The following is a 20,267-nucleotide window of genomic DNA, read 5'->3' as shown; positions in this document are numbered from 1 at the left end:
AAACTAACTGCGTGCCAGTTTTGCTGCTATTTCAACGAGAATACCCTGATCTTCTTCACGGGCAACCGCCAACCATGCACTGCAGGTGTAGTCTTCAAATTCAAATAATAAATTAATATCTTGGTATTCTAATACCCAAGCGTGACGATCAGCACCCCAATTTTTTTCACAAACACGCGCTGCTAATAGGGCCACCAATGTCGGTGCCAACGTGGTAAAATTCTCAAAATTCAATGCGTCATGTTCTAACATCAAAATATTGTCAGTCGCTTGCTGCGTTGCCAGTGTCCAGTTCATGTTGTTATCCTTCACTATTATTAATCGTAAGCGGCTATTTTAGTCAGAAATTGACGGCCGAAGCGTTCTAACTTCACATGACCGACACCGTTTATATCCAGCATTTCCGCATCATTCTGTGGTTTTATTTCCGCCATTTCCGCTAATGACGCATCATTAAACACCACATACGGCGGAATGTTTTCGCTGTCAGCAATGTCTTTACGTAACTTACGCAGCGCAGCAAAGAGTTTGCGATCATAATTAAAGTTAGCAATTCGACTACTTCGTTTTGGCGCTTTATCGACATTGGTGATCGGCTGTAATCGCGGTTCAGCTAATTCTAGCGCTTGCTCACCACGTAATACCGGGCGTGCCGCTTCTGTTAATTGTAATACCGAACTACGGGTAATATTTTGTAATAATAACCCGCTATGCACGAGTTGGCGTAACACACTTAGCCAATGCTCTTGCGATTTATGTTTACCAATACCAAACGTCGATAACTTGTCGTGCCCCCGTTCTTTCACCCGTTGATTTTGCGAACCTCTTAATACATCAACAACATACGCCATACCAAATGCCTGACCAACACGATACACGCACGACAATGCCATCTGTGCATCTTTAGCACCGTCATAACGTTTCGGCGGATCTAAACAAATATCGCAGTTACCACATGACCGATCATTAAACTCACCGAAATAGTTGAGTAATACCTGACGACGACACGTTTGTGCTTCAGCAAATGCCACCATGGTATTGAGCTTATGCATTTCCACACGCTGCTGCTGTTCGTTTTCAGTTTGTTCGACCATATAACGCACGCGCATAATATCGGCCGGATCAAACATTAATAACGCTTCTGCAGGCAAACCATCACGCCCAGCTCGGCCGGTTTCTTGATAGTAGGATTCAATATTTTTCGGCAGATCATAGTGCACCACAAAACGCACATTCGGTTTATTAATGCCCATACCAAATGCGACGGTTGCCACCACGATATCAAGTTCATCACGGATAAAGGTTTCTTGAGTATCTTGGCGCTCTTGTTGTGATAAACCAGCATGATAAGGTTTGGCATCAAAACCAGCGCGAGCGAGGCCTTCGGCGACTTCTTCGACGCGTTTACGGCTGGTGCAGTAAACGATACCGCTGACACCATCTTGCAGTTTCACGTAACGTTTTAGCTGATCTAACGCTTTAAATTTTTCCACCAGTGAATAACGAATATTCGGTCTATCGAAACTCGACATACTCACTTTCGGCTCATGCATTTGTAATTGATTAAGAATATCAGCTCGGGTGGCATCATCTGCTGTCGCCGTCAGAGCCATCATAGGTACGTTCGGGAATAACTGTTTTAACTTACCAAGCTCATTGTATTCGGGTCTAAAATCATGACCCCAAGAAGAAATACAGTGGGCTTCATCAATGGCAAATAAACTGATCGGAAACTGCTGCAGATATTGTAAAAAATCGCCTACCATCAAACGTTCAGGCGACAAATATAAAACTTGTAAGCGATTATTCTGTAAATCAGTATAAATTTGCGCTGACTCTTGGCGCGCCAAACTGGAATTCATATACGCGGCGGCAACGCCACTGGCACGTAAGGCATCAACCTGATCTTTCATTAACGAGATTAATGGACTAAGTACAATCGTTAAACCACCACGCACCAATGCTGGCACTTGATAACACAATGACTTACCGCCACCAGTAGGCATAATAACCAGACTATCGAGACCGGCAACTGCATGCGCGATCACCTCTTCCTGACCCATGCGGAATTGTTGATAACCAAAGACACGCTCAAGCACTTCTTGAGCAGATGGTAGGGTAGAAACGGATGCAGTCATGATGATTCGATCTCAGTTTGAGTAGTCGTTTAAGACTATGCTCTAAATAGCGGTAATGCTGTATATAACGCAATCGGCAATTTTAACAGAATATCGAGGCAGTAAACAAACTCAACCGCAACAAAATTTACGCAAATAATATTCACCCTGCCATCAATCTAGTAAATATTGCCTACACTGGATCGTAACAGTATAAAAATTAATTACATTTATGCGTCCCCCCACATACAAGGAGAGTCTCTTGTGGAGCCAATTAATCCCGCTATAGCGGCATTTTTACCGAATGAAGTTCAGGACATGTTTTTCCCTTTTGCTAGTGTCATGATCGCCCCATTATTACTTAACTTAGTCATAGGTTTCATGCTGTCTTGCGTAATTGGCGCGCACTTCCGCTATTTTGCATCTTCGTTTTGTAACCGCCAGGATTTCTCCCGCCTGTTTCCGCTGCTGATGCTGACCGTTATTTTGATTATCTCCATTGTGAAAGCATCTCTGGCACTGGCACTCGGGCTAGTCGGGGCGTTATCAATCGTGCGTTTTCGTACGCCAATTAAAGAGCCGGAAGAACTGCTGTATTTATTTCTAAATATTGGTATCGCGGTTGCCCTTGGCGCAGGACAAACCACGGCGGCCATCTCAGCTTGTATTACCACTTTAATATTAGTGAGTTTTATCAAACACTCTAAAACAGAGCATCATGGTGAAAAAGGTATTTTCTTATCACTGCGCCACCAACATGACGGTGAAAGTGAAGTCAGTATCAGTGAACTGCAACAGATATTTACCCAGCATACGACTCGCAGTGATCTGCGGCGGTACGATCATGAGCAACAACTGGTGGAAGCCACCTTCTTCATTTCGTTTGCGAACAGTGAGCATTTAGATGACTTATTTGAAGCGTTAAAACGGCGCTATCCTGGCGTATCGTTATCATTACTCGAGCAACATAACATTGCTGGAGTGTAACGATGATCCTATCCGAAAACCGGTCACGGTTTGCTAAACGCGAGCGCTGGTATACCATTGGCGGGATATTATTAATATTACTCTTTATCACCCCATCACCACAAACCGTCAAAAACGCCTTAATCCAACATGGTTTTGTGGCGCACAGTACCGATAGCAACACCAAGAATAAACAACTATTAAATGCCCTGCTTGATGCGCCACTAAAATACCTCAATGCCGATAATAATATCCCTAACTTACAGTTAGATATTAAATATCAAGATTGGATGCGCTTGGTTGCCGATCGAAAACAAGCATTACAACAAGGTCAGATCCCCGACCAACGCGCTGAGGTCAAAGCCAGTATCAGTTACTTAAAAAACAAATATAGCGCCAAGGTACGTCTACAAGGCGATTTATTAGACCATGTCGCGGGACCACAACGTTGGTCATTACGGGTCGAGTTAAAAGGTAAAAACAGCATATTAAAAGTAAAACGATTTGCCCTGCTTAGCCCCAATGTGCGGGGTAATCACGCGCCATTATTGTTTAGTAACACCTTGGACATCGCCGGGTTTGATATTATCTCTCCGTTACACATCCCAGTGAACTTGACCGTTAATGGTACGCCTTGGGGGTTAATGTTATTAGAAGAAGTATTTGCCAAAGAGTTGCTGGCCAATAATAACCGTACCGAGGGACTCATCCTAAAATTAGAGCAAGCCACACTGAATGAGGATAATGGTCAATTACACAAAGTATTTCGTCCCAAAGTATTCCAACAAAATGCGGCGATCAGTGATCCGAGCTTAAATCAGCAGCGTAAGATCGCGTTAACTTTACTCAGTGATTTTCTCAATCGACGTCGCAGTGCATCCGATGTGTTTGATAGCCATAAACTGGGGCAATACCTAGCGACCGTTGATCTCTGGTCTGCCTGGCATGCGTTTAGTTGGAATAATTTACGTTTCTACTACAACCCTCATACCGCCAAACTTGAACCGATCCAAAGTGATGAAGCATTATCACCAGTACCGGATAAAATTTTACTGCAACCCGTCAGTGCCCAATTCCCGTTGATCCAAGCCATGCTTGACGATGACAAAGTGAAAGACCAATACGATAAAGCACTCAATCACCTTATTACCCTTGTTAACAACAACAAATTACCTGAACAATTAGACATTTTACAGCAGCAAGTAATCAAAAAAATGCAGCATGGTTCACCATTACTGCAAGGTTATAATTTTGATAGCTTAATTGCGCATGCCCAATGTTTAGCTGAAGGCTGTCCAGCACTGCCAACCATGCCGACAGCGTGGCACCGCCATGTTGATACTTTTAGTGCTGAATTACCTTGGGATATCGCGAGCCAATTCCGCTATCACAACAACCAAAAACAGCTGCAACTGCGCAATAACAATCAAGCACCTATATCTATCATCGATTTGATTGTCAGTGACAAATGGGGCAGTGAAATTAGTTTAACCGATGCCCCTGAGTTACCCTTTACCCTACAGAGTAATCAAACCGACGGCAGTTTGATTATTGCTCATCGTGATGCTTACAACATTAAGTTACTCAGCCGTCAGGGTAATGGCAAGCTCCAAACCTACCGTTTTCAGTTAGGCGAGTCCGCTACCAGCTTCTTACCACGGCCATTGCCGATGCACCTAGAGTCGGACGTACTGGCTAAATACCACTTTATTCAAGTGCAACAAGATGGTTGGTATTTTAAACCCGGTCATTGGCAAATAAATGATTATCTGATCACCCCTGCTGATACCCGTGTCTACCTGCCGGAAAATACCCACTTACGTTTTAGCAAGTCCGCTGGCATGCTTATTTTTGGCCAGCTGGATATTGAAGGCAGTACTCAATATCCAGTCACACTCACCGCAAGTAGTAAAAAAAACTGGCAAGGTATTGCGGTATTCGGCTCGGGCAGTAAATCCACCATCCAACACTTAGAGATGATTGCAAGCGCCAGTCCCAAACAAGGTAACTGGCAACCAAGAGGGGCGCTGTACATGTACGATGTCGACCTTAATGGCAGTGGTATAACACTACGTGACAATCGCTCTGAAGATGCCTTGAACATGATTAACAGTCGATTTTATTTGACTAAATTAATCATCGAAAATGCTTATTCTGATGGTTTTGATTGTGACTTTTGTAAGGGTAAGATCACTGACAGTCAATTCAATACGGTCGGCGTAAGATCCGGTGGTGATGCCATCGATATCAGTGGTTCTCACATCACAGTACGTAATAGCCAGTTTAGTCAGATCCGTGATAAAGCCATTTCAGCAGGTGAACACAGTTATGTCGATGCCGCGAACATCCACGTAAATAGCGCGGCATTTGGCATTGTCGCCAAGGATGGCTCACAGGTTATCGTCGACGATATCACCGCTGTCGATATTAAACATTACTTGTTTATGGCTTATATGAAAAAACCCTTCTTTGGCGGTGCTAGCCTACAAGCATCTAATTTTAGCTGTACTAACTGCAGTGACATTAGCATGCTCCAGAAAAATAATGCGCTGTCTTTAGATGGCCAACCACAAATAGCTAAAAAGTTAAACGTGAAGAAACTTTATACTAGCTCCATGCGCTCGGACAAACCAAAATGACCCAAGACTATCGCTTTGAAGTTAAAATACCGATCCCGCTTAATCGTCTAGAACACATGCTGTCCTGGTTAAGATTATCATCGATGGGATTTCGCCAGCATCACCCAGACCAATATGTGAATAGCGTGTATTTTGATAGTTACCAAATGGCTTGCTTTGCCGAAAACCTCACTGGTATCAGCAACCGTAATAAGATGCGTATTCGTTGGTATCACGGCATTACTAACGCTGGCAAAGCCCAGCTTGAATTTAAACAACGTCGTAGCGGTAAAGGTTATAAGGTTATTTATCCTTTACAGCTCAATTTTGATGATCCCAATATCACCTGGTCAGAGCATATCAAACACTGCCAAGCACAATTATCACTGCAAGCACTGTCAGAATGGGACAGCCAAACTTATCCAATATTACTCGGTCGCTATAAGCGTCAGTACTTGATCAGTTTTTGTGGGCGAATACGCGCCACACTGGACAGTAATATGGCAGTATACGATCAACGTTATTGGAGTAAGCCGAATACCACTCGCTCACGAAGAATGGGCGACTATGTGTTGCTGGAATTAAAGTGCCAAGACCAATACGAACGCCTGCTCAGTGAGTTAGTCAGCCGCTGCCCACTCAATCCATCACGACACTCAAAGTACGTCAACGGTGTAAGACATCTAATCTATGTATAACGCTATTCTCGGCAGCTGTGCAGTCCTAATGATGGTGATCGTGTCAACATCCAACGCTGTCAGCCAGATATACCCTTCTGCCGGTACGGCGTGGGTGATCACCGGTAACCAACAAGCAGCGACGGCACCTCATTTACAACAACAATTTAATTCTGCCACAGCCGTATCACAATGGGAAGACAGCCATGCCGATATCAGTATCGGCGGACATTATCGTCAATATAACGCAAACAAAATCACCCAGTTAGGTTATATGTATAGTCAAAAACTCGATTGGCAGATGGGCAAGAAAGAACAACAGTTACGGCACTGGATGACAGAAAAACAGCAAGACTATGAATCATTGTTTCTCCACTTTCAGGATGACACCCAATTTGAAATACCCAATAACCAGCACGGCGCGCATACCCCACTCTACGGCATGCCCGAATTTGTTGCGGTCCAACAAGCTTCAACACTCTCTCAGCAAGGCCAGATGAAACGTATTCGCATGCCGATGCACCAAGGGTTAGCGTTAACAAACAATCAAAGCTTATATCTATTCTCATCCGAAAAATTAACCGGGCTGGATATTGAATTGACTGGCCAGCAATTAGAACATGCCAACATGAGCATCTCTCATGCCACCCAAGATATCAGCGCCAACACGCTTGAATATGGCTGGCAACCACTATTAAAACAGCCGTTATCAACAATACTAACCAGCCGCTGGTCACTGCCAACTAGCTGGCCTCGCGTAGCTATTGCAGCGCCACTCAGCGCGCAATTAGGAGGCCAACTCACCATTAAACATGCCCGTTTTTTTGTCTTGAAGATCACCTTTAATAATCTGGCCACGGATGCAACACTGACAAAAATACGGTTACCAAGCTGGTATCAATGGAGTGAAAAATCAAATAAGTACTTTGTCACGATCCCGGGCTGGGATCCCATTAACGATAACAATAGCGATGGCTATATTGATGATCGTGAATACCAACAACGCTTAAACCGCAATGCGAGTGCGCGCTTACCTTATCAAGCGCGCTTGATCCCATTAGGTCGAATGTGGAATGAAAGTTCAGCATTGTGTTATGTCAACTTATTCTCCGCGGATAACCGCACGTTGTTAAGTAATTACCTTCAGCAGCAGTGGCATCAACAGGGCTATCAAGGCGCGTATAACGACTCCCTGTATCGCGTCCCCAATCGCACCCAATTTCCAACCACCCAAGGCGGCAAGATCCTCGAATTACAACTGCCCGTCCGACAAGCTGGTAGCTTCTATTGGCAGAGCCTGAGTGCCTTTAATCAACATTTACAACACATCGACTCACAAGCTTGGATTGGCGCTAATATCTCGGATTTAAACCTATTTAGCCAACCCGATTTACACCCCCTGGTCGCAGGATTTAATTTTTTTGTACGAGAAGATTATATTCACCCCAGTCTCGGTCTATCCCAACAACGCGGGTTATTACAGCGTTGGGAGCACTTCTTATTAAGCGCACAGGGTAAACGTAGCGTACTAATGGCACATATGCGCAAAGGCGGAAAAGTGCGCTGGCAAGGCCATAGCCAGACAAACTGGCAGCACGATCAAACCACTAACCTCGCTATCTTCTACCTATTGAATAATCCGTCGTTAGATTTCTATCAGCAATGGAATCAGAGTTTTTATTATTCCAGTAAAAATACCCGAATCGATAATTACTTCCAACCCGGCATACCCAATAACGTCGCTTATCAGCCCACCGCCATGTTGCAACAGGATATTGGTAACCCTATTCCAGCCCCCGCAAATTACCCCGCAATCGAATATGTTGATAGCGCCAATAACACCATAGCATCAAGTACCGATACCCAAATAACGCTGAATAAGCAAACCTTGCCCATTACCCCAAGCCATTGGTTTTACCTTTACCGTAAATCCTCTCTGACGCTGCCATGGCAAACCACAGTACCGCAAGAAGCCGTGATTGCACGACAGTATCAACAGGGCTTAATACTCTATTACACCGACCGAAAGGGTAAAAACAAACAATTCAGTAAACGAGCTAGCGTCACCCTCGAACTACCCGGGCGCTATCGCCGACTCAATGCCAATGGCAGCTTAAGTGACGTGATCACCACAATCACGTTAACCGGTTATCAAGGGATCATTCTCGTGCCAGAACCGCAATCACTATAAATAAATGCAAGCTAAGCAATATTTCAGGTGTTTTTTCAATGCAAGTGAGCTACCTTAACGTAACTCACAAGGGGTGAACATTGATTTTCGATAACACATATAGCCTAGGCAGGACGCATGCAAACAATGACCGAGCAAGATGTAATTGACCAAGAACTCACTGAACAGCAAATGTTAGATTTCATCAATGATATGTTTATGAACCAAATGCCATTTAACGATCTGCTCGGCATGCGGATCACCAACTACACCACAGACAGTATTGAATTACGTATCAACATGGATGATAAGTTGATTGGCAATCCGATCCGAAAAATACTGCACGGTGGCGTGACAGCAAGCCTGCTTGATGTTGCAGGCGGCATGTTAGTCGCCGCGGCCGCCATCCCACAAATGACAATAAAAACCGCCGCGAACTTCCATAAAAACCTACGATCGCTTGGTACGATAGACTTACGGGTCGATTATTTACGCCCTGGTTGGGGTGATGAATTTACCGCCACCGCACAGATTATTCGCTCCGGTAATAAGGTAGCGGTAACACGTATGGAACTGCACAATCAAGAAGGGGTTCATATTGCTTTTGGTACTGGCACTTATTTAGTCGGTTAAGCAATATTAAAGATTATTAATATCACTATCGCTGATTATCCATCATTGTTATGCTATCCGACCTATTTATTCCTATAAAAGCCGCTGGTATAACCAATGACAACCAACAATGATACCAAGCAAGGGGTGATATTCGCCATTCTTGCTTATGTAATGTGGGGCATGGCTCCGCTTTACTTTAAACAATTACACCAAGTACCAGCTTATGAAATCTTAGCCCACCGCGCACTCTGGTCTTGCATCTTAATTGCGGTATTGCTGAGCCTATTTAGATTATGGCCGATGGTAAAGTCGGTATTATCCGTGCCGAAGAATGTGTTCTTACTGATCTGTACATCACTACTAATCAGTGTTAACTGGTTAACCTACATTTGGGCGGTAAATAACGATCATTTACTCGATGCCAGCTTAGGTTATTTTATTAACCCGATTATTAATGTGTTGCTTGGCATGGTGTTTTTATCTGAAAGGCTGCGTAAGTTACAGTGGGCCGCTATTTTACTTGCGGTGATCGGGATCTTAATTCAAGTCATTACCTTAGGGTATCTGCCTTGGGTAGCCTTGGTATTAAGTTGTACTTTTGGTTTCTATGGATTACTGCGTAAAAAATTACGTCTTAATGCACTGGTTGGTTTGTTGATTGAAACGATTATCATGTTGCCCGTTGCCGCGACTTATTTATTTATCTTCGCGGACTCAGCAACATCGGATCTAAGTGCCAACAGTATGCACCTTAACTTACTGTTACTCAGTGCTGCCTTTGTCACCACAATACCGCTACTGTGCTTTAATCATGCCGCTATACGCTTACCGTTATCCACGTTAGGGTTCTTCCAATACATAGGTCCAACACTGATCTTTATTCTTGGTGTGACGCTTTATGATGAAGTTGTCAATACCGAAACACTGCTGACGTTTGGGTTTATTTGGGCAGGATTAGTAGTGTTTAGCATCGATGGTTTTAAAAACAACCGTCACCTACGAGCAAAATTAAAATCATAATAATGACGGCTCGCGTCAGTAGACAAGTAGAGGTTTAATCATAGCACCCGAGGTCAATGACAACCGGGTGCTTATGTTATTCGCTATCAGCATACAAATCATAATTTTCAATTTTCAAAAAAGTAACGGGAACATCAAATCGACCCGATACTAATTGACCAAACTTATTATAACCACCATCTAAGAATGAAATATTCACTGCCGATACCGCAAAAAAGTTCGTCATAACTGGGATGCCAGTCTTCATCATACAAGATGAAGTATCGGTTTCACCGACAAATGTATTCGTCACTTTTAGCTCAATGAGTAATTCACAGTTATTACTAATACTTAACTGAGATTGAGTTAAACTTGTCAATACTTGCGGAGTATAATAAGCACCAGCAAAATCTGATGCGCGCGGAATAGAATAACTGTATAAGCGAATTAAACCATTCGGCGTGGCGACTAATTGTAGAATACGCTGACGGAATGGTTTTCTTAGTGAGCCTATAATACGGCCTTCGACATATAGCCACTCACCATCAATACGATCTTGCCAAATAGGTAGCACTTGGAGGCCGATGTTAACTTCGCGTCCTTGAATAACATCGTTAGTCGATCTATGTACGCCAACTAACCATTGCTTTAATAACTCGGTATTTTCTGATTTAAATACAGCAGCATAAGAAAATGAACTGAATAAGCACATTAGCGCGACGATAGATCGTAATATCAAAATAACTCCCTGTAACCGCATGGGCAGCGCTAACATCCAGTTAGCGTTTAGTATGCAGTGATACTATCCTAAAAAATCGCGCAACTATACTATAAAAAGTTGAAGCTGACTATAGCGCCTGCAATCTAGCGTAAGATACTACCAACCATTTGCTGCCCAGTTGATCAAACTCAATTTGAATACGACATTGCGGGCCACTACCTTCATAATTCATCACAATACCTTCACCAAATTTAGCATGCAGCACACGCTGACCTAACTGATAACCCGTCGACTCAAATGACATTTTTTCTGCACCCGCACTAAAACGCCCAAACTGGGTTGGTTGGCGAATTTGGGTTTTTAACCGGATCTCTTCAATGTACTGTTCGGGTATTTCACGAATAAAGCGTGATGGTCGATGATTCATCTCTTTACCGTATAAACGACGCGACTCTGCATAACTAATATAGAGTTTTTTCATGGCACGGGTAATACCCACATAACAAAGACGGCGCTCTTCTTCCATACGTCCCGCTTCTTCCGTCGATTGCTGACTTGGGAACATGCCCTCTTCGACACCAACCATGAATACCACAGGGAATTCTAGACCTTTTGCCGAATGTAATGTCATCAATTGCACTGCATCTTCAAACTCATCGGCTTGTCCTTCTGCAGACTCTAATACCGCAAAAGCTAAAAAGGCCGATAACTCGGACATTTCTTCACTGTCATCGGGGATCTGAAAACTGCGTGCAGCAGAAACCAGTTCCTCTAAGTTTTCGATACGTGATTGGGCTTTCTCGCCTTTCTCCAATTGATACATAGATTTCAGACCTGAGTATAAAACCACATGATCGATTTGTTCATGCAAGGCTAAGTCAGCAACATCGTTATCCAGCTCGGTGATCAGTTCGACAAACTTACGGATCGAACTCGCCGCCCGGCCTGCGATCAAATTGTTATCGAGTAGATAGATCGCCGCTTGCCACAAGGTTGAACCTTGCTCACGGCTAGCATCACGTAATAATGACAAGGCCCGATCACCAATACCACGCGTCGGTTTATTCACAATACGCTCAAATGCCGCGTCATCGTCACGATTATTTTTAAGACGCATGTACGCCATTGCATCTTTGATTTCCAAACGATCAAAGAAGCGATGACCACCATAAATACGATAAGCGAGCTGCTCCTGCAATAACGCATCCTCGAGCACACGAGACTGCGCATTACTGCGGTATAAGATCGCGCAGTCACTGAGTGTCCCACCTTGATCTTGCCACTCTTTAATTCGGCTGACGACAAAACGCGCTTCATCAACTTCATTGAATGCCGCATACAAGGAGATCGGTTCACCTTCTTTATCTTCTGTCCATAATTCTTTGCCCATACGCTCGCTGTTATTAACAATAAGTGCATTGGCAGCATTGAGAATATTACTGCTCGAACGGTAATTCTGTTCCAGCTTAATGGTTTTTGAACCTTCAAAATCAGTGAGGAAACGTTGGATGTTAGCCACTTGTGCGCCACGCCAGCCGTAAATAGATTGATCATCATCACCGACGATCATCAAGTTACCGCGATCACCAGTCAACATACGTAACCACGCATATTGAATGTTATTGGTATCTTGGAATTCGTCCACTAAAATGTTAGAAAAACGATCTTGGTAATGGGCTAAAATGTGGGGTTTATGCAACCAAAGTTCGTGCGATCGTAATAACAACTCACCGAAATCGACTAAACCGGCACGATCACAAGATTCTTGATAGGCTTGATAAATTTTGATCCAGTTACGCTCAATCGGATCATAAGCTTGTAAATGTTCAGGGCGCAGACCTTCATCTTTTTTACCGCCGATATACCACATCGCTTGTTTAGCCGGCCACTGCTTCTCATCAAGGTTCATGGCTTTGATCAAACGTTTTAATAATCGCAGTTGATCATCACTGTCAATAATCTGGAATTCAGCCGGTAAACCTGCATCTAAATGGTGGGCGCGTAATAACCGATGGGCGATGCCATGAAAAGTGCCGATCCACATGCCTTGCTGACGGCCTTCTAATAGCTTATCAACACGGCCACGCATTTCTGCAGCGGCTTTATTGGTAAAGGTCACCGCTAATAAAGAATAAGGTGAACACTGCTCCACCTGCATTAACCACGCTAAGCGATGTACCAATACTCTGGTTTTACCACTACCAGCACCCGCTAAAATCAGCATACTCGATTGTGGTGCCGCAACAGCATCGCGTTGTTTGTCGTTGAGGCCGTCCAGTAAGAGAGATACATCCATAATTTAGTCACCTTAGACTGTATATTTAATCAGTAGAATGGGGGGATTATAACAGGCTTGTTAATTCATCCAAGTGGGTTATTTCAATATCCGGTAAATGACTGGCTTTGTTACTCGTCATGAGCGATTGTTGCTGGTCATTAAACCACGCAGACATAAAACCATTGGTGATCGCCCCAGCCACATCGGAGTTAAGATGATCGCCGACATGTAAGATATGTTGTGGCGGTAACGCTAATGTTTCTGCTGCTAATAAAAATAAATCAGGGTACGGTTTCATTCTCAAGCCATTACCGGGTTTTATCACCGCGGTAAAAAATGGCGTTAAGCCAATTTTATCCGTATCGACATTGCCATTAGTCACCGCAATTAACGGGATCTGATTCGCTAATTCAGCTAATACCGCAAAGGTCTTTTCCGGTACGACAAAGTCACTGCGTACTGCCAGTACTTGGGTAAAAATAGTATTAGCGACAGACTCAGCGTCTTGCTCACTATAACCGTGGCGTAAAAATAACGCGGTTAAACAAGCAATACGGATGCCACTGACATCATGTACCAAGTGCGGTTGTTGATGAAGCACATGGCGCTTTAATTGTAGCCAAGCATTACTATCTAAATGAGTAATGTGCGGATATTGACTGCGTAAATGCATGTGCATCCAAGCCTCGGCACGGCGCACGATCGGGTAGTTATCATATAAGGTATCGTCAAGATCGAAGCTCATGGCTTTGATCGGCTGTAATCGTCGATAGAATTTCATCAGTCTTCTCTTTTCTTTTTCGCACGAGGATGAGCGGCATCATACACTTTGGCTAGATGTTGAAAATCCAAACTGGTGTAGATTTGGGTGGTGCTAATATTGGCATGCCCTAATAATTCCTGTACCGCACGTAAGTCACCACTCGACTCGAGCATATGCGTCGCAAATGAATGACGTAACTTATGGGGATTAACATGGCTAGTCAGCGTTTGTTGTTGGCCCCACTTCGCCATCCGACTTTGTACACTACGGTGCGATATTCGACGCCTAAGCTGACTAACAAATAATGCTGGTTGCGCGTTGTCAGCATATTCACCACGTACTGCCAACCAGGCTTTTAATGCAGTGATCGCGATACTACCAATCGGTAACTGACGCTGTTTATTACCTTTACCAATCACCCGCATGGTTTTTTCACGTAACTTAACATCGGTTAAATCCAAATTGACCAGTTCGTCTAACCGCAAACCCGCCGAGTACATTAACTCCATCATGGCTTTATCACGTAACACTAAAAACGGGTCGTCGGTATCTACCGCATTAGACACGGATAATAATTGATTAATTTCATCAACATCGAGGTTCTTCGGTAACGGTTTATGTTGGCGTGGTGCTGATACGCCTTTAGCAGGATTGGCATTCAAATCACCTTGTAATACCAAGTAATCACAGAAACTGCGCAGGGCTGATAATTTGGTTGCCAGACTGCGAGGTGATAAACCCAGTTTATGATTTAAGGTCGCTAACTTGCGAACCTGAGATGCATCAAGCGCACGCCATTCGGTGATCGGTAACGTCAGCATTTGCTCGGCGAATAAGATCAGGTGGCGGCGATAATTACGCACAGTATGTAGACTCAGTTGTCGTTCACTGGTGATATAACGTAAAAACCGTTCTATCGGTTTAGCTAATTGCACAGGTAAATCGCACTGTGTCGGTAGATCAGATCGTGCAGGCAGTTCACTACCTGCACTGGTATTATTTTTTAATGGCGTTGTCACGTGAAGGCATCAGTTGCGGTAACAGGGTAGAGATAATGCGGCAAAGCTGACCTAACAGCAAGTTATCCATGCCCGCTTGATAATGATCGGCGTTAGCACTACCGATAGCGAGTAAGCCATACTCTCCACGCTCGCCCAATGCCATCAATGCCATAGAGTTAACCAAGGCATCTTGACCAAACAGTAATGCTTTATCGGCACCTGTAACAGGGCCGAAGTAATGATCACCACCGGCAAACTGCTTTTGACGAATACGCACTAACTGTCCAGCTGAAATAGCGAGCGGCAGATATTGCGATTTAAGGTGAAAATGAGCTTCATTCAGATGTAAATTTACGGCCGCTAACGGCAATTGAGATTGGATCTGCGTCACCAGAATACGCTGCATTTGCATCACAGAAGTACAATTAAATAGCGCCGTATAAATATCAGCATAAATACGGAATAATTTATCGTTGTCTGCCGCAATAGCGACTAACTGCTGTAACTGCAACTCTAAATCTGCAATGCGTTGGCGTTGTCTTTCTAACCGCAACGTCACTAAAGACACACAGCCTTGCCCACCATGAGATATAGCTAGCGTATCAACTAAGTCATTATTACGCACAAAAAAATCAGGGTTGGCCTGCAAAAAAGCAATCACATTTTGCTCTGAAATAGCAGGCTTTTCCACGATTAACATCGCAGCGTCAGTGTCGCTCATATATTAATTTGTCCATCGTATACATGTGTTGCCGGACCGGTCATAAATACCGGTGTACCTGGACCTCGCCATGAAATTTGCAATTTACCACCAGGCAGCTCAATACACACATCTTGGCCGAGCTTCCCTTGTAATTGGCCCACAACCGCGGCGGCACATGCGCCAGTACCACAAGCTTGTGTTTCACCAACACCACGTTCATAAACCCGTAATTTGGCATGGTCCGGCGACAATACTTGCATGAAACCAGCATTAACACGGTTAGGAAAACGTTCATGATGGGCGATCGCATGACCAAGATCGGCCAATGGTGCAGTGTCAATATCATCGACGATTGTCACACAATGCGGATTACCTATCGACACGGCACCACAAAATACCGTGCTGTCTAACGCACGTAAAATATAGGTTTTTTCCTGCTTGGTGGCACGGAACGGAATTTTATCTGGGGCTAATTCTGGCACCCCCATGTTCACCGTAACCTGACCATCGTATTCCACCTGCAAGGAGATCTTACCGCCACTGGTACTTACCGCAATCTTGGTCTTATTGGTTAAGCCTTTATGGCGAACAAAACTAGCGAAACAGCGTGCACCATTACCACATTGCTCTACTTCGCTACCGTCAGCATTATAGATACGATAATGAAAGTCGAGTTCAGGATCATAAGGCGCTTCAACCACAAGCAGTTGATCAAAGCCAATACCGGTATTTCTATCTGCCAGACGACGGATATTATCATTATTAAAAAATACATTTTGAGTAACACAGTCTACGACCATGAAATCATTACCCAGACCGTGCATCTTTGAAAACTGTATAAACATATGACCCTGTACCCTTATATCATTCAGTAGGTAAACTATTATTACGCAGGTAAACTACTATTCCGCAGGTAAAATCGCTTCGTCTTTCCAGATCTCAGCCAGTTCTTCTCGACGACGGACCAAATGGGCCACATCACCATCTACCATCACTTCGGCAGGGCGACTACGAGAATTATAATTTGAACTCATGGTTGAACCATAAGCACCGGCAGAACGGACGACAATATAATCATCCATCGCGATCGTTAAATCACGGCTCTTACCTAAGAAATCGCCGGTCTCACAAATAGGACCAACCACATCATAGTTTAAACATTCACGCTCTAATGATTTGTTCACTGGCGCAATAGCTTGCCACGCACTGTATAGCGCTGGACGAATAAGATCGTTCATGGCAGCATCAACGATAGCAAAGTTTTTATATTCCGTAAGTTTAATATACTCAACTTTACTGACCAAAATACCAGCATTCGCCATGATTGCACGACCCGGTTCAAAAATAAGCGCCAGTTTACGTCCGGCTAATTTATCTTTTAATGCCTGCGCATATTCGGCCGGTTGTGGGGGTGTTTCACCATTATAAGGTACGCCCAAGCCACCTCCAACATCGAGATGCTCAAGTACAATACCTTGCGCTGATAATTTATCAATTAATAGCAGAAGCTTATCAACAGCTTCTAAGAAGGGTGATAACTCGGTTAATTGTGAACCGATATGGCAATCAACGCCTTTTAATTTAATCCCCGGCATTTTACTTGCGACTTGATACACGCCTTCCGCTAAATCAATATCGATACCAAATTTATTTTCTTTCAGACCCGTCGAAATATAAGGATGGGTACCCGCGTCAATATTAGGATTCACGCGAATCGATATCGGTGCCTGGACACCGCGACTCAGCGCAATGTCATTAATACGTTCCAGTTCCGGCGTCGATTCAACATTAAAACAATGAATATGATGATCGAGCGCTAAATTAATTTCGGCGACGGTTTTACCGACACCAGAAAATACAATTTTACTTGGATCACCACCGGCCGCAATCACCCGTAATAGCTCTCCGCCAGAGACAATATCAAAACCCGAGCCCAAACGTGCCAGTACATTTAACACGGCAATATTTGAATTAGCTTTTACGGCGTAACAAACCAAATGCGGATGCGCACCAGCGGCATCATTAAATGCATGCCAATGACGTTCAATTGTCGCTCTGCTGTATACATACGTTGGCGTACCAAATTTGTCTGCTACGTCTGCAACTGCACATTGTTCCGCAAATAACTGGCCATCATCCTGATAATTAAAGTAATCCAATGCTCTATTCCTTGTCTTTTAATTCGTAAACTAACTCATTCACAGCACATCATGTGCCAATGTTATGTTTATTCTGTGTCGCTACTTGGCGTCTTGCCAGCTGCGTCATCACGCTCTACACTTTCGGAAGCTGGTGTTGCTACCTGGATTTGTTTGGTTTTGTCGGCATCGGGTCCCGTGCCAGGTGCATATAAAGGACCTGAAATACCACAACCACTGAGTAAACCAGCGCTAAACATAAAAGCTAATGTAATAAATATTGTTTTTCTTGCTTGGCTCATAACCGACTCAATGATAAATTAATTCTATCCCTTATAATCGCACTGACAAAATTAAAAGCAATAGGATTAATAAAAAATGACTGATTCAGAATTCCACCAACAGGTTGATGAACTATTAATAAGCTTTGAAGAAATCATTGATGACAGTGATGTTGAACTCGATTATGAAAACAGCAACAGTATTTTGACTCTATATTGTCGTGATGGCTCGCAAATTATCTTGAATAAACAAGCGCCATTACACCAGTTATGGGTAGCAACAAAAGCGAATGGCCATCATTTTGCATTTATCAATGATGCATGGATTGATAACCGCACCCAACAAGAATTATCACTGGTATTAACCGAAGCCGTTAAGAATCAAGGCGGTGAAAATGTTAATTTCTAATGTGAAGTGATAGGTCTTATTTATATAAAACCTAAATTTTAGACAAAGAAAAGGGCTGCACTAGTAACTAGTGCAGCCCTTTTACGTTGTCGTAATAGCTCATATCCTTGAACTGATTGTGCTCCCTGCACTTAGACATTTACCTAATCCATTAGGTGATTTACTTTTCCCCAATCCTTTGAGTTGTTCCTTTGGCAATCCTAGCCTAACAAGTCATCCTAACCTGCTTCTCATCTCCATCCTGGAGGTGTCCTTTATTCACTCTAAATCCGTGAGTGCTATCCTTGTAATCCACCACATCCTTGCGGTTTCATGTAGAGTGCCAAGTCATCATCCTGATGAGCTTCCTGCGTCTCTGGAAACAAATATAGCAAACCTGAAAACAATAAATAGCGATAAAAAACAAATTATATTAGTGCATGAACACTAATTCCTCAGTGCGAATCGCTACAAATACCGCGAGAATAGGCTTTAAGCATTACAGTAATAGCAATAAATCTATTCACACCCTAGGATCACACTTAAAAATAGCGACTTTGTCTATCAACATAAATAGTCGATCTCTTACACGCCGGTAACAGCCAATAATTTCAACGCCGGTATCGTATGAAGGAACAGCAGTTAATCTGTGATCGTGATCACTCAACCTTATTAATCACCATGAATAATTAATCCCAAAGGCGCTAATAGTTGTTCCTGCTGCCAACTGCAAATGGTCACACCGTGTAAATTAACCCGTCTTGGGTCGAGACCGGTGAGATCCACGTGACTTAAATTACAATGTTGAAGATTAAACTGCTGCCAACTCTCTTGCGAAAATTCACCACGGCTCAGATCTGAGCCCTGTAATGAGGCCCCCACTAAATTACAACCCGTCCAACGGTTTTCATATAATTCACATTTTTCGAGCCGCTGATCAGCCAAATTGGCATAACTCAAATTACATTGGGTAATGTACGCAGAACAAAAGAAGGACTTTTGCGTAATGTAATTAGCAAAACTAGCGCGATTAAAATCTACGCCTTTCAAATTGCAGCCTCGAAATTCAATGCCAAAACACTCAGCCCCAACAAACTGACTCATATTTAAATCGCAGTTTTTAAAACTCGCGCCTTTTAAATCGGCATAATCGAATCGGCAGCCAGAAATGTTACCCGATTCAAAAAATTGGCAATCAACAAACTGCGCATCACTGAGCTGCGCATGATTAAAATTACAACGGTAAAATGCACAGCGAGTAAAGATCATCGATTCTAAATCTTGATCGGTAAAATCGGCGTCAATAAAGGTGTTATCGGTCGTCTTCATCATCTCGTTCTCTTGCTCGAATTTACATCAGATTACTATCAACATAGGCATCTGGCCTAGTACTATTACACGACTTATTTTAAATAAAAGTAGGTTAACAATATTGCCATTTTGAGCGGGGTAATTGAGCTATAGAGGAGATAAAATGAATATAACTGGATGGCAATCGAATGTACAACAACTATTCATATAAGCGTTGTTAAGCGCCATCAACAGCTGTGGTAATAAATGAGCAATCACGGCAAGGGATCGTACGATAAACCAGCAGGGTGAGCGTTTGGTGATACTTGAAAGAGACGTAGACATAAACAGCAGATAAAAGAAAAGGACGGCATAAATGCCGTCCTTAAGTAGTCATGTAGCCCAATCCTTGAACTTATTTTGCTCCCTGCAAATTGACTTACCTAATTTCCTTTAGGTTTAACTCCCAATCCATCGGGTTTTTGTTATTACCATCCTGGTACAATAAATCAATCCGATTTATTTCATCTCCATCCTGGAGG

Annotated in this window: 18 protein-coding genes; 7 read left to right on the top strand and 11 right to left on the bottom strand. The window is 43.3% G+C overall.

Translation table 11 applies throughout. The features are described from left to right. Positions 1 to 3: 3 nt before the first annotated feature. Together HRT96_RS18465 and recQ are read right to left on the bottom strand one after the other, a co-directional pair. Positions 4 to 297 (bottom strand): DUF3630 family protein, encoded by a 294-nt coding sequence (locus tag HRT96_RS18465; RefSeq protein ID WP_293159605.1) that lies wholly within the window; start codon positions 295 to 297, stop codon positions 4 to 6. 20 nt (positions 298 to 317) lie between these two features. Further along, positions 318 to 2,138 (bottom strand): DNA helicase RecQ, encoded by a 1,821-nt coding sequence (gene recQ / locus HRT96_RS18460; RefSeq protein WP_293159603.1) that lies wholly within the window; start codon positions 2,136 to 2,138, stop codon positions 318 to 320. Positions 2,139 to 2,381: 243 nt separating this feature from the next. On the opposite strand from recQ, the gene HRT96_RS18455 reads away from it, so the two are divergent. From HRT96_RS18455 to rarD, 6 genes are all read left to right on the top strand, one after another. After that, the gene (locus HRT96_RS18455; protein ID WP_293159601.1) at positions 2,382 to 3,104 is read left to right on the top strand and encodes a DUF4956 domain-containing protein; all 723 of its coding nucleotides are present in this window, start codon (positions 2,382 to 2,384) and stop codon (positions 3,102 to 3,104) included. A gap of 2 nt (positions 3,105 to 3,106) precedes the next feature. Continuing rightward, entirely contained in the window at positions 3,107 to 5,722 is a 2,616-nt protein-coding gene (locus HRT96_RS18450; RefSeq protein ID WP_293159599.1) for a CotH kinase family protein, read from the top strand. Beyond that, the gene (locus HRT96_RS18445; RefSeq protein WP_293130326.1) at positions 5,719 to 6,399 is read left to right on the top strand and encodes a polyphosphate polymerase domain-containing protein; all 681 of its coding nucleotides are present in this window, start codon (positions 5,719 to 5,721) and stop codon (positions 6,397 to 6,399) included. Before HRT96_RS18450 ends, HRT96_RS18445 begins: the two co-directional genes overlap by 4 nt. Before the next feature lie 31 nt (positions 6,400 to 6,430). Continuing rightward, entirely contained in the window at positions 6,431 to 8,569 is a 2,139-nt protein-coding gene (locus HRT96_RS18440; RefSeq protein ID WP_293159644.1) for a hypothetical protein, read from the top strand. Positions 8,570 to 8,686: 117 nt separating this feature from the next. Further along, a complete protein-coding gene (locus HRT96_RS18435; protein WP_293159597.1) occupies positions 8,687 to 9,181 on the top strand; it encodes a thioesterase family protein in 495 nt (164 codons plus the stop codon). Between the two features lie 96 nt (positions 9,182 to 9,277). Continuing rightward, on the top strand, positions 9,278 to 10,183 hold the full coding sequence (gene rarD / locus HRT96_RS18430; RefSeq protein WP_293159595.1) for an EamA family transporter RarD: 906 nt from the start codon (positions 9,278 to 9,280) through the stop codon (positions 10,181 to 10,183). 76 nt (positions 10,184 to 10,259) lie between these two features. On the opposite strand, the gene HRT96_RS18425 is transcribed toward rarD, so the two are convergent. The 8 genes from HRT96_RS18425 to HRT96_RS18390 all read right to left on the bottom strand — a co-directional run bounded on the left by HRT96_RS18425 (position 10,260) and on the right by HRT96_RS18390 (position 18,068). After that, positions 10,260 to 10,901 carry a chromophore lyase CpcT/CpeT gene (locus HRT96_RS18425; RefSeq protein ID WP_293159593.1) on the bottom strand — a complete coding sequence of 214 codons (642 nt, stop codon included), beginning with the start codon at positions 10,899 to 10,901 and terminating at the stop codon, positions 10,260 to 10,262. Between the two features lie 109 nt (positions 10,902 to 11,010). Next, the gene (gene uvrD / locus HRT96_RS18420) at positions 11,011 to 13,179 is read right to left on the bottom strand and encodes a DNA helicase II (RefSeq protein WP_293159591.1); all 2,169 of its coding nucleotides are present in this window, start codon (positions 13,177 to 13,179) and stop codon (positions 11,011 to 11,013) included. 46 nt (positions 13,180 to 13,225) lie between these two features. Continuing rightward, positions 13,226 to 13,942, bottom strand: a complete 717-nt coding sequence (locus HRT96_RS18415; protein ID WP_293159589.1) for an HAD-IA family hydrolase — start codon at positions 13,940 to 13,942, stop codon at positions 13,226 to 13,228. Further along, a complete protein-coding gene (xerC, locus tag HRT96_RS18410; RefSeq protein WP_366051781.1) occupies positions 13,942 to 14,943 on the bottom strand; it encodes a tyrosine recombinase XerC in 1,002 nt (333 codons plus the stop codon). Before xerC ends, HRT96_RS18415 begins: the two co-directional genes overlap by 1 nt. Continuing rightward, positions 14,921 to 15,646, bottom strand: a complete 726-nt coding sequence (locus tag HRT96_RS18405) for a DUF484 family protein (RefSeq protein WP_293159587.1) — start codon at positions 15,644 to 15,646, stop codon at positions 14,921 to 14,923. The genes xerC and HRT96_RS18405 overlap by 23 nt, the downstream gene beginning before the upstream one ends. After that, a complete protein-coding gene (gene dapF, locus HRT96_RS18400; protein ID WP_293159585.1) occupies positions 15,643 to 16,473 on the bottom strand; it encodes a diaminopimelate epimerase in 831 nt (276 codons plus the stop codon). The genes HRT96_RS18405 and dapF overlap by 4 nt, the downstream gene beginning before the upstream one ends. 57 nt (positions 16,474 to 16,530) lie before the next feature. Further along, on the bottom strand, positions 16,531 to 17,787 hold the full coding sequence (gene lysA / locus HRT96_RS18395; protein WP_293159584.1) for a diaminopimelate decarboxylase: 1,257 nt from the start codon (positions 17,785 to 17,787) through the stop codon (positions 16,531 to 16,533). A 68-nt stretch (positions 17,788 to 17,855) separates the two neighbouring features. Further along, positions 17,856 to 18,068: a lipoprotein gene (locus HRT96_RS18390; protein ID WP_293159583.1), complete on the bottom strand. Its 213-nt coding sequence runs from the start codon at positions 18,066 to 18,068 to the stop codon at positions 17,856 to 17,858. A gap of 76 nt (positions 18,069 to 18,144) precedes the next feature. Between HRT96_RS18390 and cyaY the strand changes: the two genes are divergently transcribed. Continuing rightward, positions 18,145 to 18,456 (top strand): iron donor protein CyaY, encoded by a 312-nt coding sequence (gene cyaY / locus HRT96_RS18385; protein WP_211673485.1) that lies wholly within the window; start codon positions 18,145 to 18,147, stop codon positions 18,454 to 18,456. Between the two features lie 651 nt (positions 18,457 to 19,107). Here the strand turns inward: cyaY and HRT96_RS18380 are convergent. Continuing rightward, the gene (locus tag HRT96_RS18380; protein ID WP_293159640.1) at positions 19,108 to 19,764 is read right to left on the bottom strand and encodes a Qnr family pentapeptide repeat protein; all 657 of its coding nucleotides are present in this window, start codon (positions 19,762 to 19,764) and stop codon (positions 19,108 to 19,110) included. Between the last annotated feature and the right edge of the window lie 503 nt (positions 19,765 to 20,267).

This window comes from Moritella sp. (assembly GCF_013215705.1).
Lineage (GTDB): Bacteria > Pseudomonadota > Gammaproteobacteria > Enterobacterales > Moritellaceae > Moritella.
Note: the sequence above shows the minus strand (reverse complement) of the source record. Positions and strands in the feature narration are given on the sequence as shown.

Bases quoted from the DNA above. Each gene is read 5' to 3' on its own strand.
- HRT96_RS18465 (WP_293159605.1), bottom strand. From the start codon at position 297: ATGAACTGGACACTGGCAACGCAGCAAGCGACTGACAATATTTTGATG.
- recQ (WP_293159603.1), bottom strand. From the start codon at position 2,138: ATGACTGCATCCGTTTCTACCCTACCATCTGCTCAAGAAGTGCTTGAG.
- HRT96_RS18450 (WP_293159599.1), top strand. From the start codon at position 3,107: ATGATCCTATCCGAAAACCGGTCACGGTTTGCTAAACGCGAGCGCTGG.
- HRT96_RS18445 (WP_293130326.1), top strand. From the start codon at position 5,719: ATGACCCAAGACTATCGCTTTGAAGTTAAAATACCGATCCCGCTTAAT.
- HRT96_RS18440 (WP_293159644.1), top strand. From the start codon at position 6,431: ATGGTGATCGTGTCAACATCCAACGCTGTCAGCCAGATATACCCTTCT.
- HRT96_RS18435 (WP_293159597.1), top strand. From the start codon at position 8,687: ATGCAAACAATGACCGAGCAAGATGTAATTGACCAAGAACTCACTGAA.
- rarD (WP_293159595.1), top strand. From the start codon at position 9,278: ATGACAACCAACAATGATACCAAGCAAGGGGTGATATTCGCCATTCTT.
- uvrD (WP_293159591.1), bottom strand. From the start codon at position 13,179: ATGGATGTATCTCTCTTACTGGACGGCCTCAACGACAAACAACGCGAT.
- HRT96_RS18415 (WP_293159589.1), bottom strand. From the start codon at position 13,942: ATGAAATTCTATCGACGATTACAGCCGATCAAAGCCATGAGCTTCGAT.
- HRT96_RS18405 (WP_293159587.1), bottom strand. From the start codon at position 15,646: ATGAGCGACACTGACGCTGCGATGTTAATCGTGGAAAAGCCTGCTATT.
- dapF (WP_293159585.1), bottom strand. From the start codon at position 16,473: ATGTTTATACAGTTTTCAAAGATGCACGGTCTGGGTAATGATTTCATG.
- HRT96_RS18390 (WP_293159583.1), bottom strand. From the start codon at position 18,068: ATGAGCCAAGCAAGAAAAACAATATTTATTACATTAGCTTTTATGTTT.
- cyaY (WP_211673485.1), top strand. From the start codon at position 18,145: ATGACTGATTCAGAATTCCACCAACAGGTTGATGAACTATTAATAAGC.
- HRT96_RS18380 (WP_293159640.1), bottom strand. From the start codon at position 19,764: ATGAAGACGACCGATAACACCTTTATTGACGCCGATTTTACCGATCAA.